This window comes from Pseudarthrobacter sp. Hb11 (assembly GCF_059383655.1).
In genome coordinates this window covers 164,961-179,784 of record NZ_JBWZCM010000002.1, presented here as the reverse complement: position 1 = coordinate 179,784, position 14,824 = coordinate 164,961, and the positions used below count along the sequence as shown (strand labels likewise).

Here is a 14,824-nt window from a genome sequence, read left to right as displayed (position 1 = left end):
GAGAGAAAAAGTTGTGTTATTGACGCTGTCTGGCATGGGCCCTACGCTGGCCGAATGCGCTGGGATGCACTGTTTGAGGACCTCGAGAGCCAACTCGCGGAGGCGGAGCGGCTTGCTCTAGACGCCGAAGTCAATGAGCGGGCGCGGGCGGAGATGGTTGGCCTGGAACTGGCTGACCGGCTGCGGGCGGTTTTGGGCTGCCGATTGACCGTCTATTTGTCGTCCGGCGAATCTTTTTCAGGGACGCTCACCCACGCCGGTGGAGACGCGCTGGTGCTGGATGAAGAACAGCACCAATTGCTCATTCCCTACGCGGCAGCGGTGCGCTACGCGGGCCTCGGCCGGCTGTCGCTGGCGGAATCGTCGTCCGTGCGCCGGGGAATTGGCCTCGCCAGCGCCCTGCGCGGCATGGCCCGGGACCGGGCCGAGCTGTCGGTCCTTATCGGGAATGCCGGGGGTGCGCTGCGGATGGCAGGAGTCATAGACCGGGTTGGCAGGGACTACTTCGAGCTTGCTGTCCTCACCCCGGGCGAAGCGCGCCGCAGCCATCGGGTTAGCCAGGTGACGACAATTCCCTTTACCGCGTTGGCGGCGATCAGGTCGCGACGGGCCAACGAGATCTAAGTGCCGGCGCACACTGCCGGAATGACCAGGAAGGCCGGAGCGCTACGTCGAAAGGGAAAGTCAGACTGACTTGGACCGGGATTCCTGGATCATCCGGCTGGCTTCGGCGTACCGTTCCTCGATGTACTGCTCAAGCATTTTTTCTTCGACCCGCCACTGTCCCCGGCCGCCAACCTGGATAGCTTTGAGCTCGCCGCTGCGGACCAGGGCGTAAGCAGCCGGAGAGTTGATCTGAAGCTGCTCGGCGACGTCTGCGAGTGTAAGAAACCGGGGCATGTATCCATATTGCCACCGAACGGGCAGTTTGCTGCTGTTATCCACAATTTGGCCTCGTTTGGACTTATGACTTTTGTTCCGGCGTCCCTGCCGTAACAATGAGGAGTCCGTCACAGCAAGCAGTCCCGGCGCATAGGGGGAGAAACGGTAATGGTTCCTGAGTCATCTGCCACGGCGGCAAGGCTGAAACGACCTTCGTGGAAGGACCCCCGCCTGCTGGTAGGTGTTCTCCTGGTGTTGGCATCCGTGGCGGGCGTCGTATTCCTGGTGGGAAGCGCGGACCGGACCACGGAGGTTTACGCGGCCCGCGACGGCATAGCGGTGGGCGAGAAGCTGACGCCGGAGAACGTCGTTCGGGCCAAGGTCAGGCTGGGGGAGACAGAGGCGCAGTACATTAGCGCCGAGTCCGGCCTGCCGGAGAACGTGGTGGCGGTGCAAAGGATTGGCAAGGACCAGCTGGTTCCCCGGGCCAGCCTCGGTGCAGTGGACGAACTGGACCGCAAGCCCGTTGCCTTGGCCATCGAGGAGACGCTTCCGGCGCAGGCAGTGGCCGGCGCCAGGGTCGATGTCTGGGTGGCCCAGCCCGATGCGCGCAATGGCTTTAGCGAACCTAAACTTCTGCTTCCGGGAGCTGAAATCGCCGAGGTGACTGAGGGTTCAACAGCCCTTGGGTCGTCCCGTACCACCGTGTTGATGGTGCTGGTGGAGGATAACCAGATGCCTGCGCTGCTGGGGGCGCAGGCGAATGAAGCCAAAATTTCTGTGGTGTGGAACCCCGGAGGCGGCAGCAGATGAGTATTCCCGTCGTCACCGTCGGGCAGAGCCGCGAGGATCTGGTCGGTGGGCTGGAACGCCTGCACGGTCCGGTCACTGTAGTCCGGAGATGCGCGGAACTGGCCGAATTGCTGGCAGCCTGCCAAAGCGGACTGGCGAGGGCCGCCGTTGTCGCCGAAGGTTCCGAGGGCCTGACCGCTTCGCTCGTGGACCGGCTCGGAGCGGTTGGTGTCGCCATTATTGCCCTGACCGACTCGGCCGAGGAAGCGGCGAGGCTCCAGGGTATAGGAGTCGCTTCCGCCCTCACAGGAGTTGAATCCGCCGTGCTGTCAGAGGGGATTGCCGAGGCCGTCGCCCAACTGACAGGCGGGGGACCCCGGGGCGCGCACCGGAGCAGTGCCGCCGACACCGGCGCTGCCCTCCATCCGGTTCCGGTGGAACCACCAAGCAGCCCGGAGGAGCCGGGGCCAGGGCGGATCATCGCAGTTTGGGGTCCCGCAGGGGCTCCTGGACGGACCCTTGTTGCGGCCAACATCGCGGGCGAGCTCGCTGCCGAGGGGAAGTCCGTTGTTCTCGTGGACGCCGACAGCTACGGTGCGAGCATAGCGGCTGTGCTGGGCCTGATGGATGAGTCCGCCGGTTTGGCACAGGCATGCAGGCTGGCTGACCAGGGGCTCCTGGACGCGGAGGCGCTGAAAAGGGTGGCCACGCCGGTGGCCACAAAGCTCGGTTCTTTCCGTGTTCTTACTGGAATCACCCGCGCGGACCGGTGGACGGAGCTCCGGGCATCTGCACTGGCTCTTGTCCTTGAACGGGCGAAGCAGATTGCAGAGGTAGTTGTGGTGGATACCGGATTCTGCCTCGAGGCTGATGAGGAGCTGAGTTTTGACACCATGGCTCCCCGGCGGAACGCGGCTACTTTGCGGTCCCTTGAACTAGCCGACACTGTCTACGCTGTCGGGGCCGCCGATCCTGTCGGTGTGCCAAGACTCGTGCGGGGTTTGGCCGAGCTTGAAACCGCTGTTCCACAAGCCGCGCCCATTGTGGTCATGAACAAGGTCAGGGCCTCCTCGGTGGGCCGGGTACCCGAGCGGCAGCTGCAGGACGCGTGGGAAAGGTTCGGACCGGCGTCACAGTTGAAAGCCTTCCTGCCTGAAGACAGTGCCGCGGCGGACGCCGCCCTGCTGGGTGGTTCGCTGCTGCTGGAGGCGGCACCTGACTCTCCCCTTCGTCGGGCCATCGCACAACTCGTTTGTGCACCCGACCAGCAAAAATCCAAAACCTCTGTCTTTTCTTCCACAGCAGCCCGCAGGCTAAAAGACTAGGCTCGCCGTAAGAGCTGCAAGGAAGCAGCGAATATCTTGTGATGGAGGCGTGTGTCGATGTCGTCTGGATCCAGCGTGGAGGATCAGCCCCTTTCCATTGAAGCCCATGAAGGCTTCATCGGGGACTACTATCAGCACCTAGCCGAAGAGGATGCGCGGAGCTATCCCTCAGACATGCTGACCGCGCGCGCGGAAGCGCACCGCAACGTCGCGTCGGTCCGGAAGCCAGGCCAGGCGAACGTCTCCATCGTCGACGAGGAGGACAGCAGCGTCGTCTTCGTGGTCACCGACGACATGCCGTTCCTTGTCGATTCCGTCAACGCTGAACTCGTCCGCCAGCACGCGGCCATCAGACTGGTGGTCCACCCTCTCTTCGTGGCTACCCGCAACAGGGAATCCGCGGCGCTGATGAAGGTCAACAAGGTTCCTTCCCATTTGGGCATCTCCAGCGGCGATACCGCTGCCATGCCGAATCTGTCCCACCTCATAGCGCAAGGTGAAAACGCCTCGCACATGGAGTCATGGATTGCAGTCGAAATCAACCGCGTATCCGATGAAGCGAAAGCAGCGCTGCTCGAAGGCCTGCAGCGGGTCCTGAGCGATGTGCGGGCGGCGGTAGAAGACTGGCCGCACATGCGCCAAAAGGCGCTGCAGATCGCGGAAAGCCTAAACAAGGTGGCGAACCCGGCGCAGATCGCCGAGCTGCGCCAGGCGCAGGACCTCCTGCACTGGCTGGACGACGGGAACTTCACATTCCTTGGCTACCGTGAGTACGACCTGGTCAATGTGGACGGCGAAGATGTCCTGGAGCTGCGTGAAGACAGCGGCCTGGGACTGCTGCGCGCAGCCGCGGATTCACCGCACATCCAGCACCTCACGGACACGGGCCGGAAAAAGGCACGAGAAAAGCGTGCGCTCGTTATCACCAAGGCCAATTCCCGCTCCACCGTCCACCGTTCGGCATACCTCGACTACATCGGGGTCAAGAGTTTTGATGCCGCAGGGAACGTCAACGGCGAGCGCCGCTTCATTGGCCTCTTTGCCACCAGTGCCTACACCGGCTCCGTCCGCAACATACCCATTGTCAGGGAAAAGGTTGATGCCGTTCTGGCCAGCGCGGGCTTCCCGCCGGACTCGCACTCCGGGAAGGACCTGCTGGGAATCCTGGAGACCTACCCCAGGGATGAGCTCTTCCAGATCGAGGTTCCGGACCTTGCCGCCACAGCCCTTGGCATCCAGAAACTGCAGGAGCGCAGGCGCACCCGGCTCTTCCTGCGGCCGGACATCTACGGCAGGTTTATGTCCGCCGTCGTCTACCTTCCCAGGGACAGGTACACCACCAATGTCCGGCTCCGCATTGAGCAGGAACTCCGCGAGACGTTCCAGGCCGTGTCCATCGACTACGAGGCACGGATGACGGAGTCCGCGCTCGCCCGGCTGTTCTTCCGCATCCGCCTGCCCAAGGGTGCGGACGTCAGCAACGTCAACACCGAGGAACTGGAAAAGCGGCTGGTTCGCGCCGCCCGCTCGTGGAGCGAGGGCATCGCCGAGGTGCTGCGTGAAGGACGGGACGTTGCCGAGGCCAAGGAGCTGGCCGCCATCTGGTCCGAGGCCTTCCCCGCCACCTACCGCGTGGACTACGAGGTTGAGGATGCACTTGAAGACATTGCCCGCTTCGAGAAATACGGCGCGACGGCGGAGCGCACTGCTGGTGCCAAGCAGGAGCGGCCAGGCGTGCACGTCTACCTCCCCGAAGGAGCGGGTGCGACGCTGGAGGAGGACGCACGCGTCAAGCTCTACATGCTGGAACCGAAAAGCCTGAGCCAGATCCTGCCCTTCTTCCACAACCTTGGCCTGGAGGTGCTTGACGAGCGGCCGTTCGAAATTGAGACGGCGGACCGGAGGGATTTCTTCCTCTACGACCTGGGGCTGAAGTACCCGGCGGGAGTTGATCCTGTGTCCACGGGCCATTTGCTGGCTGACTCCTTTTCCGCTGCAGTCACCGGCGCCGCTGAATCGGACGCCTTTGACCGGCTGGTCCTGCGCGAGGGACTGCAGTGGCGCCAGATAACCGTGCTGCGCGCATATGCCCGATACATGCGCCAGATGGGCAATGCCAACTCCTTCGGGTTTATGGCCGATACCCTGCTGGCGAATCCGGAAGTGACCAAGGGGCTGAGTGCGCTTTTCGCCGCCCGCTTTGATCCTTCCCTGAATGAAGAAGAACGGCTCAAGGCGCAGGCTTCCGTCCGTGAAGAACTAGCCGCAGCCATCGAAAAAGTGGCCACGCTTGACGCCGACAGGGTCCTGCGGACTTTTGTGAACCTGATCGAATCCACGCTCAGGACCAACTTCTACCAGTACAAGTCCCACCTGAGCTTCAAGCTCGACCCGGCGCAAATTGAGGGGTTGCCCTTCCCCCGCCCCATGTTCGAAATCTGGGTCTACGCGCCGCGCGTCGAGGGCGTCCACCTCCGCTTCGGCAAGGTTGCCCGCGGCGGGCTGCGCTGGTCCGACCGCCGCGAGGATTTCCGCACCGAGGTCCTGGGCCTGGTCAAGGCACAGACTGTAAAGAACGCCGTCATCGTGCCTACAGGGGCCAAGGGCGGCTTCTTTGCGAAGCAGCTTCCGGACCCCGCTGTTGACCGGTCCGCCTGGATGGCCGAAGGCATCGAAAGCTACAAAACTTTCATCCGCGGACTCCTCGACCTCACTGACAATCTCGTCACCGAGAGCCACGGCGAAAGGCTGGTGCCGCCGTCGGACGTTGTAAGGCACGACGACGACGATTCCTACCTCGTGGTGGCGGCCGACAAGGGAACTGCGACTTTTTCCGATATCGCCAACGGGCTGGCCAAGGAATACGGATTCTGGCTGGGCGATGCGTTCGCGTCCGGGGGATCGGTGGGCTATGACCACAAAGCCATGGGCATTACCGCCCGGGGCGCGTGGGAATCCGTCAAGCGGCACTTCAGCGAGCTTGACCTGGACACGCAGACCCAGCCGTTCACCGTGGTGGGGGTGGGGGACATGTCCGGCGACGTGTTCGGCAACGGTATGCTCCTCTCGCGCCACATCCGGCTCCTGGCAGCCTTTGACCACCGACACATCTTCCTGGACCCCAACCCGGACGAAGAAGCCTCCTTTGTGGAGCGGCAGCGGTTGTTTGAACTGCCGAGGTCATCGTGGGAGGACTACAACAAGTCCCTCATCAGCGAAGGTGGCGGAGTGTTCCCCCGCCAGGCAAAGTCGATACCTGTTTCAGCCCAGGTACGGGCAGCTCTGGGGCTTGCCGCCGAAACAACCGAGCTCAGCCCGCCGGAGCTCTTGCGTGCAATCCTGCTGGCTCCCGCCGACCTGCTCTATAACGGCGGCATCGGCACTTACGTCAAGGCGAGCACCGAATCCAACGCCTCCGTGGGGGACAAGGCCAACGATGCCATCCGTGTTGACGGCAAGGACCTGCGCGTCAAGGTGGTGGGTGAAGGCGGAAACCTGGGCATGACCCAGCGTGGCCGCATCGAGGCCGCACTGCAGGGGGTCATCCTCAACACCGACGCGATCGACAACTCTGCCGGCGTTGACTGCTCCGACCATGAGGTCAACATCAAGATTTTTGTGGACCGGATGGTTGCTGCCGGAAAGCTGTCGGCCGAAGAGCGCCCGGGCTTCCTGGCCTCGATGACCGATGAGGTGGGTCGGCTGGTGCTGGAAGACAACATTGACCAGAACATCCTGCTGCTGAATGACCGGACCCGGGTGGCCGAGTGGAGCCCGAGCTACGAACGGCTGATGGACTGGCTGGAGAAGAAAGCTGACCTGAACCGTGAGCTGGAGGCGCTTCCCACCACGGAAGTGTTGAGGGAGCGGCTGCAGCAGGGACAGGGCCTGACTTCGCCTGAGCTGTCCGTGCTGGCCGCCTACGCCAAGATCGAGCTGACCTCCGCCCTGCGGGACAGCGACCTGGCCGACGATCCCTGGTTCAGGAAGACGTTGCGTGCCTACTTCCCGAAGCAGCTGCGCGAACGGTTTGACGCGGAGCTGGACACCCACCCGCTGCGGCGCGAAATTATCGCCACCATCGTGGCCAACGACATGATCAACATGGGTGGAATTACGTTTGCCTTCCGGACCATGGAAGAAACGTCGGCCTCGGAAGTGGCTGTAGCCAAGGCATTCGTTGCGCTGAGGGAGGTGTACGAGCTCGACGTGATGGTGGAGGAGTTGAACAACCTGCCGGCCTCGTTCCCCACCGAGCACTGGAGCACCGTCCACCTGGACATCCGGCGGCTGCTGGACCGGGCCGTTCGCTGGCTGCTGGGGCAGGGCAGTGTTTCCCAGCCGATTGCCGACGTCGTGGACGAATTCAAACCCCTCCTGGATCCCATGCGGGCCCGCCTGCTGGAGTACCTGCGCGGCAATGACCGGGACAGGGTTGCCGGCTGGCTGGAAAAGGCGCGGGATTGGGAGCTGCCGGAAGGGCTGGCCCTGCGTTGGGCCGAGCTCTTCGAAAGCTTTGTCCTGCTGGACATTGCCAAGATTGCCCGCGTCCGGAAGGACCCAGTGGAGGAAATCGCAGCCGTCTACTACACGGTCTTCAACCGCTTCCACGCGGATTCCCTGCTGGAGCGCATCAGCAGCCTGCCACGGCAGGACCGGTGGCAGGCGCTGGCCAGGGCGGCGTTGCGTGATGACCTGTACTCCACCATCTCGGACATGACGACGGCGGTGCTGGACGCCACCAGTTCTGCGGACTCGCCGGAGGCCCGGCTGAAGGATTGGGAAGCCCGGAATGCGGAGCAGTTGAGCAGGGCGAAGAGCATGTTCGATGAGGTCAATGCGCTCGAGGCCGACGACATGGCCTCACTGTCGGTAGCATTGAGGCTCTTGAGGTCAATCGTTCGACGCTAGCGAGTCCGGCGTCGCAATTGGAGGTGCAGTGGCAATCTTTACGGACCCCATCAGGGAACATGCTGATTTCGGGCCGGGGGATGCCGAATGGCTGCACCTCCTGGTGGGGGACTGGCAGATGGTAGCGGACCTGGCCTTCGCAGACCTGGCGCTCTGGTTCCCCCACCCCGACCACGGGTATGTGGCGCTGGCGCACGTCCGGCCCTCCACCACGCACACCGTGTTCCACGGCGACTTCGTGGGGGATCCCATCCGATCGGATCTCCAGCCCCTGGTGGACAAGGCCTGGAACAGCCGCTCCATCGAGCGTTCCAGTGAAACCAACTGGAGCAGTGACATGGCGCTGCGGGTGGAGGCCGTTCCCATGGTCCGGAACGGCCGCACCCTGGCCGTAGTCACCACGCACATGGACCTGTCGAGTTCGCGCATGCCGTCCCGCCTGGAACTCACGTACCGGCAGTGCGCGTACGACCTTCTGCGGATGGGAACCCTGGGGTTGTGGCCGGACTTTGCGTCCCCCACGGGTTCCCGCCGCGGCGCCCCGCGTGTGGGTGACGGACTGATCAGGCTCGACGCCGAGGGCATCGTTCAGTACGCCAGCCCCAACGGTGTCTCGGCTTTCCGGCGCCTCGGTGACGGGGAATCGCTGGAGGGGCGCTCGCTGGCCGAGGTCACCGCGAGCCTGCTGAAGGATCGCCGTATGGTGGACGAAACGCTGCCCCTGGTGGTGACCGGCCGAATGCCGTGGCGCAGCGAAATCGAATCCCGGGGGGTGAGCCTGTCCCTGCGCGCGATTCCCCTGCGTGATGAGCAGCAGCGCTTCGGCGCACTGGTACTTTGCCGCGACGTGTCCGAACTGCGGCGGCGCGAGATGGAGTTGGTGACCAAGGACGCGACCATCCGCGAGATCCACCACCGGGTCAAAAACAACCTGCAGACCGTAGCCGCGCTGTTGCGGATGCAGTCCCGCCGTATGGTCAGTGACGAGGCGAAGCAGGGCCTGGAGCAGGCGATGCGCCGGGTGGCCACTATCGCGCTGGTTCATGAAACCCTGTCCCAGGGCCTGACGCAGAGCGTGGACTTCGATGAGCTGATCGGGCGGCAGTTCCGCCTCTCAGCAGAAGTTGCCTCGCCGTCGCAGCAGGTCAGGACCGAGCGTTCAGGCATGTTCGGTGAACTGCCCAGCGACTTCGCCACTCCGTTGGCGCTGGTCATCAATGAACTGGTGACCAATGCCGTGGAGCATGGCCTTGAGGGCCGTACCGGAACTGTATGGCTTCTGGCTGACCGTTCGGAGGGGGATGAGGGCGAGGAGGAGTTGACAGTCACTATCGCCGATGACGGTGTGGGTCTGCCCGAAACGCCCCATGTCGAGGGTCTCGGCTTGCAGATCGTCCGCACGCTGGTGACAAGTGAGCTCGGCGGCACCATCCAGTGGCAGCCACGTGAGGGCGGCGGTACTGCCGTTCAGATCCGTCTTAGCCTCGAAGCCAAGTAGGCGGCGGACAGCAAAAGGCCCTGGCGGCAACCTTGCGGTTGCGGCCAGGGCCTTTTATAAAATGCTGGTTAGCTTACGCCGGTGTGCCGGGGAATCAGGAAGCCCGGCGGGCGCGTGCTGCCCGGCGCTTCAGGGCGCGGCGCTCGTCTTCGCTCATGCCGCCCCAAACACCGGCATCCTGACCTGACTCGAGGGCCCACTGCAGGCATGTGTCCACTACCGGGCACCGGCGGCAGACGCTTTTCGCTTCCTCAATCTGCAGGAGGGCCGGACCTGTATTTCCTACGGGGAAAAACAGTTCCGGGTCCTTTTCAAGGCACGCTGCGCGGTTACGCCAATCCATGCTGATCAGTTGCTCCAATTCTGGGAAAAGCCCTTTGTGAAATTATTCACTAGTAGCTACAAAGGAAAGGGGCCCGGCAGGGCCCCGTTGGTCATCTGAATCAAGCCTGTCATGTTAACGCTGTGTAAACAAGGGGTAATAAGGCTTGAAATCCCGGGAACGCTGAGCGATGCATCACAGTGGCGGTATTGGCCCTCACCACTGTCCGACTATGTCCGGTAGGGTGCCAGTGTGTCAAGACCCCCTGTAGACCCCACGGACCCGCCGAGCGACTCAGAAGGCCCGGGCCAAGACTCCGGGCGGCCGGCGCCGGACCCGCAGGCGGGCGCGCGCCCGCCACGGCCGGCAGCTGTCCTCGTGGTGGCGCTGATTGTGGTGGCGGAGGCGACAGCGCTGTTGGCGGCTGCTGCCTGGTACGGCTACCAGTTGGCGGCGGGCAGCCCGGTTCTTTCCTTTTGGGGCGCCGTGTTCACCCTTGGTCTGCTGCTGGCTTTCTCCGCTTGGCTGTATTCCGTGGCGTTGTTCCTTTACCGGGGATACCGGTGGACCAGGGCGGCTGCGCTGGTGGCGCAGTTGTTCGTTTTGACCATCGGATTTCCCACGCTGACGAACGGTCTTCCTTTGGCTGGAATGGCGATGCTGGTCCCGGCCGTCACCGCCATCGTGCTGCTGTTCCACAACAAGGTCATCAGTTTCGCCTCACGGACCGGGGGCGTGACGCCGGCCCTCTAACCGTGTAGGCGGGAAACCAGTTGCATGTGCAGCGCTGCTCCTCATCCTTTTGAGCACTGATTTCCTTCCATGGAGCGTCATGCTACGTCCCCGGGAGGAGCCCAGCCCACCTGGATGCCTTGTGCCACCCCGTGGGAGACGAGCACGGCCCTGCCGGGCGGTGCGTCGGCCTCTACTTCGAACCGGACCCCAAAGAGATCACCGTCCGACAGGGAGCGCGGTGCGAGCAGGAGGCCGGTGCCGGCCGAGCGGGAGCTCATGACCAGCGGCACGCGTTGTATGAGCAAGGAACTGTAGGTCGCGGTGAGGACCATTGGGTAGCCCAACGCGTTAAGGTCCGACAGATTCCGGATGGCTTCGGCGGGGAGGAGATCGGCGTCGTCAACCAACGCCACCTTCCCCTTTGACAATTCACCTGCTGCTGCCGTGGCAAGTTCCCGCTTCCAGAAGTCGCACGGGTCGGTCCCATCTTGGGGATAAAGCCATGGACCGGCGTCCGGATTCATGAGCGGCAGCGCGCGAAGGACGTTGGTCTTTCCTGATCCGGCTCCTCCCAGGACGGTGAGCACTCCTGCCCCCTGCAGCCTGCAGGACTTGGGCCCAAGTTCGTCACCGCCCACGCCAAGAACGATGTCCTGCCGCCTGCTGCCTCGCGGGGTTGGTGCTGGTTGGGTGCGGTCGGGCGGTGGCTGTGCCATGACCCCCGGCTGTGCCGTCGGCCGTATGTCTTTGGCTGCCACCACTGCCGGGAGTTGTTCGACCTTGAACGGGCGTTTGGTTTGTTGGCTGCCGACGTTCTCCGCACTGTCAAGGCCTGCTTGTTCGTCGTCCAGCAAGGCCGTTGATCCTGAGTCCCAAGAGTGGGGCGTGATGCTGTAAAGCTGGCAAACGGCCGGAACTCCGTGGGAGACGGGGCCGAATGCCACGGCGCGCCCCGTGAGTTCGGCCGTTGCCGGCATGCGCGGCCACGCTATCCGGCTGTCAGTGTTGGAACCGGTGGGGAAGTAGAGCCGGTTGGGCAGCGACGAGAACGCCCTTGAGCTGACGAGTTCACGATCGCCGGCAATCATTACGATGATCCCTGCCCGTTCGCCGTCTCGGGCAAGGTCCTGGACGAGGTCTTCGGCCCAGGCCAAGGGGCCGGCACGGAACGCCGAAATCCACGAGCCCCACCCGGAAATGACGAGGACCAAGAGTGCGTCATCGTGCTGCTTGCCGCCTTTTCCCAGCCGGTGTGTCATTTCCCTCTTCAAGCGTTCGAGCACGCGGACGGCCCGCCGCAGCTCATGGAGGCCCGCATGCGCCCCGATGCCGGGGTGTGCAGCCGCGTACAGGAAAGTACCGTCTGCATCCAGGACGTAACCGTGTGCTTCGAACGGGCGGAGAAGCAACTGCATAACAGCCAGTGCAAGAGCCTCCGTGGCACCGGAAGACGGAGCGCCTATGAGGGCCACGTGACCGTCTTCGGCCGGATCCCACTCGAGTGGCACCACTCTTTGCTGGCCCGGCAGGTCAAGAAGACCGAGCTTGATTGACCGCGCTGAGGGCCTGTAGCCACCTGCCGGCAACGACGATGCGGCCTCGTGTGGTGTGGTCAGGTTGGAAGGGAGAGCAGGAGCGACTGGCCGCCTCGGCGCCGGTCCCTTCCGTGCAAGCCACAGGTCCCGCACCATCGCCACCAGTGGGCGTGCAGCCTGGGCCGGCGTTTGCCCGGTGGGAAGACACATATCAGCTCCGACGGAGCCGGTGAAGGCAAGACAGTCCACGGCAAGTTGTACCTTTACTGCCGCAGTTGGGCCGGGCTCGCCCTGCGCTGGTCCTACGGATGCCGTCTGGAATTGCAGGGGAGCCTCCGTACCGCGCGCCAGGAAGGCCCGACCCGGTGCATCTACGCTGATGGCAGCGGCACATTTCGAATTGATGATGTCCAAGGACTCCATCTCCGATTGCACCCGAAGCGCAATGCTCGAGGTGACATTGGCCCGAATGTCTGCAGTTAGCGCTCCTTGCGGCCGTTGAGTGGCCATGACCAGGTGGATTCCGAGTGAGCGACCAATGGCTGCGATCCGCATGAGTTCCCGGAGCGCCTCCGGGGCATCATCCACGAGCATGCGGAACTCATCAATGACGATGACCAGATGGGGGAGTGGGAAATCCTGCGAAGCGCGGGTGTGCCGGTATGCCGTGAGATCCGGCACCCGTGCGGAGGCCAGCGCTTCCTCGCGCACCCGGATTTCTGCACGCAGAGAAGTTAGCGTGCGTTCGAGCTCGTGGGCGGACAGGTCCGTCAGGAGCCCGACGCAGTGGACGAGTTCCGTGAGGGGACCGAGTCCGGATCCGCCCTTGAAATCAACAAAAAGGAAATTCACCCGCTCGGGTGGGTGGCAGAGGGCCAAAGCCAGGGTGAGGCTGCGGAGCAGTTCGGACTTACCGGAGCCGGTGGTCCCGGCAACGAGTAGGTGGGGTCCGTCGGCCTGAAGGTCCAGGGTGCGCGTTCCCGTGGGGCCCAGCCCTAAAGGAATGTTCAGACGGTGATCCCGGGCGCTCGCATTCCAGCGGGCCTCAGTATGCTGAGGAGCGAGCGGCAGCACGTCCTGGAGGGAGCACTGAGCGGGGACAGCAGGGTCCTCGTTCTCTGGCCGTTCGGTATGCACGGCCAACTGCCTGCAAAAACTAAGGAAGACGTCCTCTGGTGCCAGATCTGGAACAAAGGCAACGTCGCGGGCCGTAAGCCGCAGGAGTGATTTTCGCTCGGCAAGTTCTACATCACAGGTGCCGCCATTTACCTCGGCCACAAGAAACTCAAGGACCTGCCAACCGAGGGCCGCCGCACTTACGCAAACAGCGCCGTCGTCGTTCCCTGTACCGGAAGCCGGCAGCAGCAGGAGTACGCCGTGTTGATAGCTCCGCCCGAAGCCTTCGCTAAGAATGCGCAGAAGATCAGATGCAGAAGCGGTGAGAATGACGCCGGGCACATAGCGGGCGCCCAGGGGTAGGCGGGCTGCTTCACCATAAATGACAACTCGCGTGCCGTGGCCCTTTGGGTAGCCCGCAAGTTGCATCACCAGGGAACGGACGATGCCGTCCGCCACTGCACCTGGTCCGCGGAGGGTTGTCCTGGGGATTCCTGGGTCCAGGAACACCGGAACCGCGCCTACGCCGGGAATGCCCACCGATGGTACGGCTGGCTCGACTCTCACATTCGCTGGCTGCGGAGCCTCCCCGACCCGCAGCCAAACCCCTTCCCCGACAGAGGAAACAGAGGTGGGGCCCTGCCGCTGATTAGCGGCCAGCGCCAGGATGGCGAGGGAGGGGCCGGACCGGAGTCGTCTTTCCCGGTCTTCTGCCACGGCGGCTGCAACGGCTCGTGTGAGGTCGCGGCGCTGCCGGCGCCCTGAGGCGAGGGGCACCAGGACAGACACTGCGGAAGCGGCAGCAAAGGCAAGGAACATCCACATGCCGGTGAGCACGGCGAGTCCTATCCCGATCAGCAAGGGAAGCATGGCGGTCAGCAGGAGCGCCGCCCTGTTGCCGGTATCCATCCGGCCAGGGACGATCAGGGGCTGCTGGGCGGAGGTCCCGGCGTCGGCCAGTGCTGTGTCCGTTAGGTCCATAAAAACCAGCGACATGGTCGTGTTGCCGCAGGTGATGCTCGAGCCGGTGGAGATGACGGCGTTTCGGACCCGTTCGCCGTCGACGTGGATGCCGTTGGCGCTGTCCAGGTCAATGATCAGTATGTCCGTCTCGGTGACCACGAGGCGGGCGTGCTCTCGGGAGAGTTCGGGGTCGGGGATCACTATGCGGGTGCCGCTCCTGCCGATGGTGTAGGAACCCCGCCGCAGCGGCACAACGGTGCCAGCTCCGACGCCGGTGTGGACGGCCAGTGCAAGCTGGGCGTCCTCGGCCGGCGCCCGTCGTCGGACCTTCCGCTCGTAGGTTCCGTCCACAAGAACCGCGCCGTTAACAAAGGGGGCCGCACCGACGGTCATCGAGCAGATGTCTTGGCCGCGAATAGTGATCGGCCCGGTCCCGAACTTCTGAATCAGCTGGGCATGGACAACTTCGCCGCCAGTCCCTTCGGGTGCGTTGATGGTCAGTTCACATGGTGCTTCCTGCATCACGGAACCGGTGCTGCGGACCAGCGTGCAATGGAACTTCATCAGTACAAATCCTCACGGCCTTTTAGTCCACGCTAGCCAGCGGTGCGCCGCCTCGGTTCAAAGAGTTTCCGTATGTGGACAACGTCGGGCGCAGATCGACGCCGTTCTGTCCCAGTCCCAAGCCTGGTCCTGGGCCGGGTTGCGGCGGCGCTGGATTCGACGGCGCCTGCAGTGCCTCGGG

The 14,824-nt window shown here is 63.7% G+C and carries 9 protein-coding genes; 6 read left to right on the top strand and 3 right to left on the bottom strand.

Features of this window, described 5'->3' with window-relative positions; genetic code table 11:
- Positions 1 to 54 precede the first annotated feature (54 nt).
- Positions 55 to 624 (top strand): hypothetical protein, encoded by a 570-nt coding sequence (locus tag AC50X7_RS04580; RefSeq protein ID WP_494977950.1) that lies wholly within the window; start codon positions 55 to 57, stop codon positions 622 to 624.
- A 60-nt stretch (positions 625 to 684) separates the two neighbouring features.
- Here AC50X7_RS04580 and AC50X7_RS04575 read toward each other — a convergent pair whose 3' ends face one another.
- Positions 685 to 900, bottom strand: a complete 216-nt coding sequence (locus tag AC50X7_RS04575; protein ID WP_018768505.1) for a helix-turn-helix domain-containing protein — start codon at positions 898 to 900, stop codon at positions 685 to 687.
- A 150-nt stretch (positions 901 to 1,050) separates the two neighbouring features.
- On the opposite strand from AC50X7_RS04575, the gene AC50X7_RS04570 reads away from it, so the two are divergent.
- From AC50X7_RS04570 to AC50X7_RS04555, 4 genes are read left to right on the top strand one after another with little or no spacing between them, the layout of a single operon-like run.
- Positions 1,051 to 1,695, top strand: a complete 645-nt coding sequence (locus AC50X7_RS04570) for a hypothetical protein (protein ID WP_494977949.1) — start codon at positions 1,051 to 1,053, stop codon at positions 1,693 to 1,695.
- Positions 1,692 to 2,999 (top strand): CpaE/TadZ family protein, encoded by a 1,308-nt coding sequence (locus tag AC50X7_RS04565; RefSeq protein ID WP_494977948.1) that lies wholly within the window; start codon positions 1,692 to 1,694, stop codon positions 2,997 to 2,999. The genes AC50X7_RS04570 and AC50X7_RS04565 overlap by 4 nt, the downstream gene beginning before the upstream one ends.
- A 57-nt stretch (positions 3,000 to 3,056) precedes the next feature.
- Complete coding sequence (locus AC50X7_RS04560) at positions 3,057 to 7,910, top strand: NAD-glutamate dehydrogenase (protein ID WP_494977947.1); 4,854 nt, start codon at positions 3,057 to 3,059, stop codon at positions 7,908 to 7,910.
- Positions 7,911 to 7,938: 28 nt separating this feature from the next.
- A complete protein-coding gene (locus AC50X7_RS04555; RefSeq protein WP_307094528.1) occupies positions 7,939 to 9,408 on the top strand; it encodes a sensor histidine kinase in 1,470 nt (489 codons plus the stop codon).
- A gap of 94 nt (positions 9,409 to 9,502) precedes the next feature.
- Here AC50X7_RS04555 and AC50X7_RS04550 read toward each other — a convergent pair whose 3' ends face one another.
- Entirely contained in the window at positions 9,503 to 9,751 is a 249-nt protein-coding gene (locus AC50X7_RS04550; RefSeq protein WP_015937605.1) for a WhiB family transcriptional regulator, read from the bottom strand.
- A 360-nt stretch (positions 9,752 to 10,111) separates the two neighbouring features.
- Between AC50X7_RS04550 and AC50X7_RS04545 the strand changes: the two genes are divergently transcribed.
- A complete protein-coding gene (locus AC50X7_RS04545) occupies positions 10,112 to 10,483 on the top strand; it encodes a hypothetical protein (protein WP_494978243.1) in 372 nt (123 codons plus the stop codon).
- A gap of 77 nt (positions 10,484 to 10,560) precedes the next feature.
- Here the strand turns inward: AC50X7_RS04545 and AC50X7_RS04540 are convergent, their stop codons facing one another.
- Positions 10,561 to 14,643 carry an FtsK/SpoIIIE domain-containing protein gene (locus AC50X7_RS04540; protein ID WP_494977946.1) on the bottom strand — a complete coding sequence of 1,361 codons (4,083 nt, stop codon included), beginning with the start codon at positions 14,641 to 14,643 and terminating at the stop codon, positions 10,561 to 10,563.
- Positions 14,644 to 14,824 lie beyond the last annotated feature (181 nt).

Bases quoted from the DNA above. Each gene is read 5' to 3' on its own strand.
- AC50X7_RS04540 (WP_494977946.1), bottom strand. From the start codon at position 14,643: ATGAAGTTCCATTGCACGCTGGTCCGCAGCACCGGTTCCGTGATGCAG.
- AC50X7_RS04565 (WP_494977948.1), top strand. From the start codon at position 1,692: ATGAGTATTCCCGTCGTCACCGTCGGGCAGAGCCGCGAGGATCTGGTC.
- AC50X7_RS04575 (WP_018768505.1), bottom strand. From the start codon at position 900: ATGCCCCGGTTTCTTACACTCGCAGACGTCGCCGAGCAGCTTCAGATC.
- AC50X7_RS04550 (WP_015937605.1), bottom strand. From the start codon at position 9,751: ATGGATTGGCGTAACCGCGCAGCGTGCCTTGAAAAGGACCCGGAACTG.
- AC50X7_RS04570 (WP_494977949.1), top strand. From the start codon at position 1,051: ATGGTTCCTGAGTCATCTGCCACGGCGGCAAGGCTGAAACGACCTTCG.
- AC50X7_RS04560 (WP_494977947.1), top strand. From the start codon at position 3,057: ATGTCGTCTGGATCCAGCGTGGAGGATCAGCCCCTTTCCATTGAAGCC.
- AC50X7_RS04580 (WP_494977950.1), top strand. From the start codon at position 55: ATGCGCTGGGATGCACTGTTTGAGGACCTCGAGAGCCAACTCGCGGAG.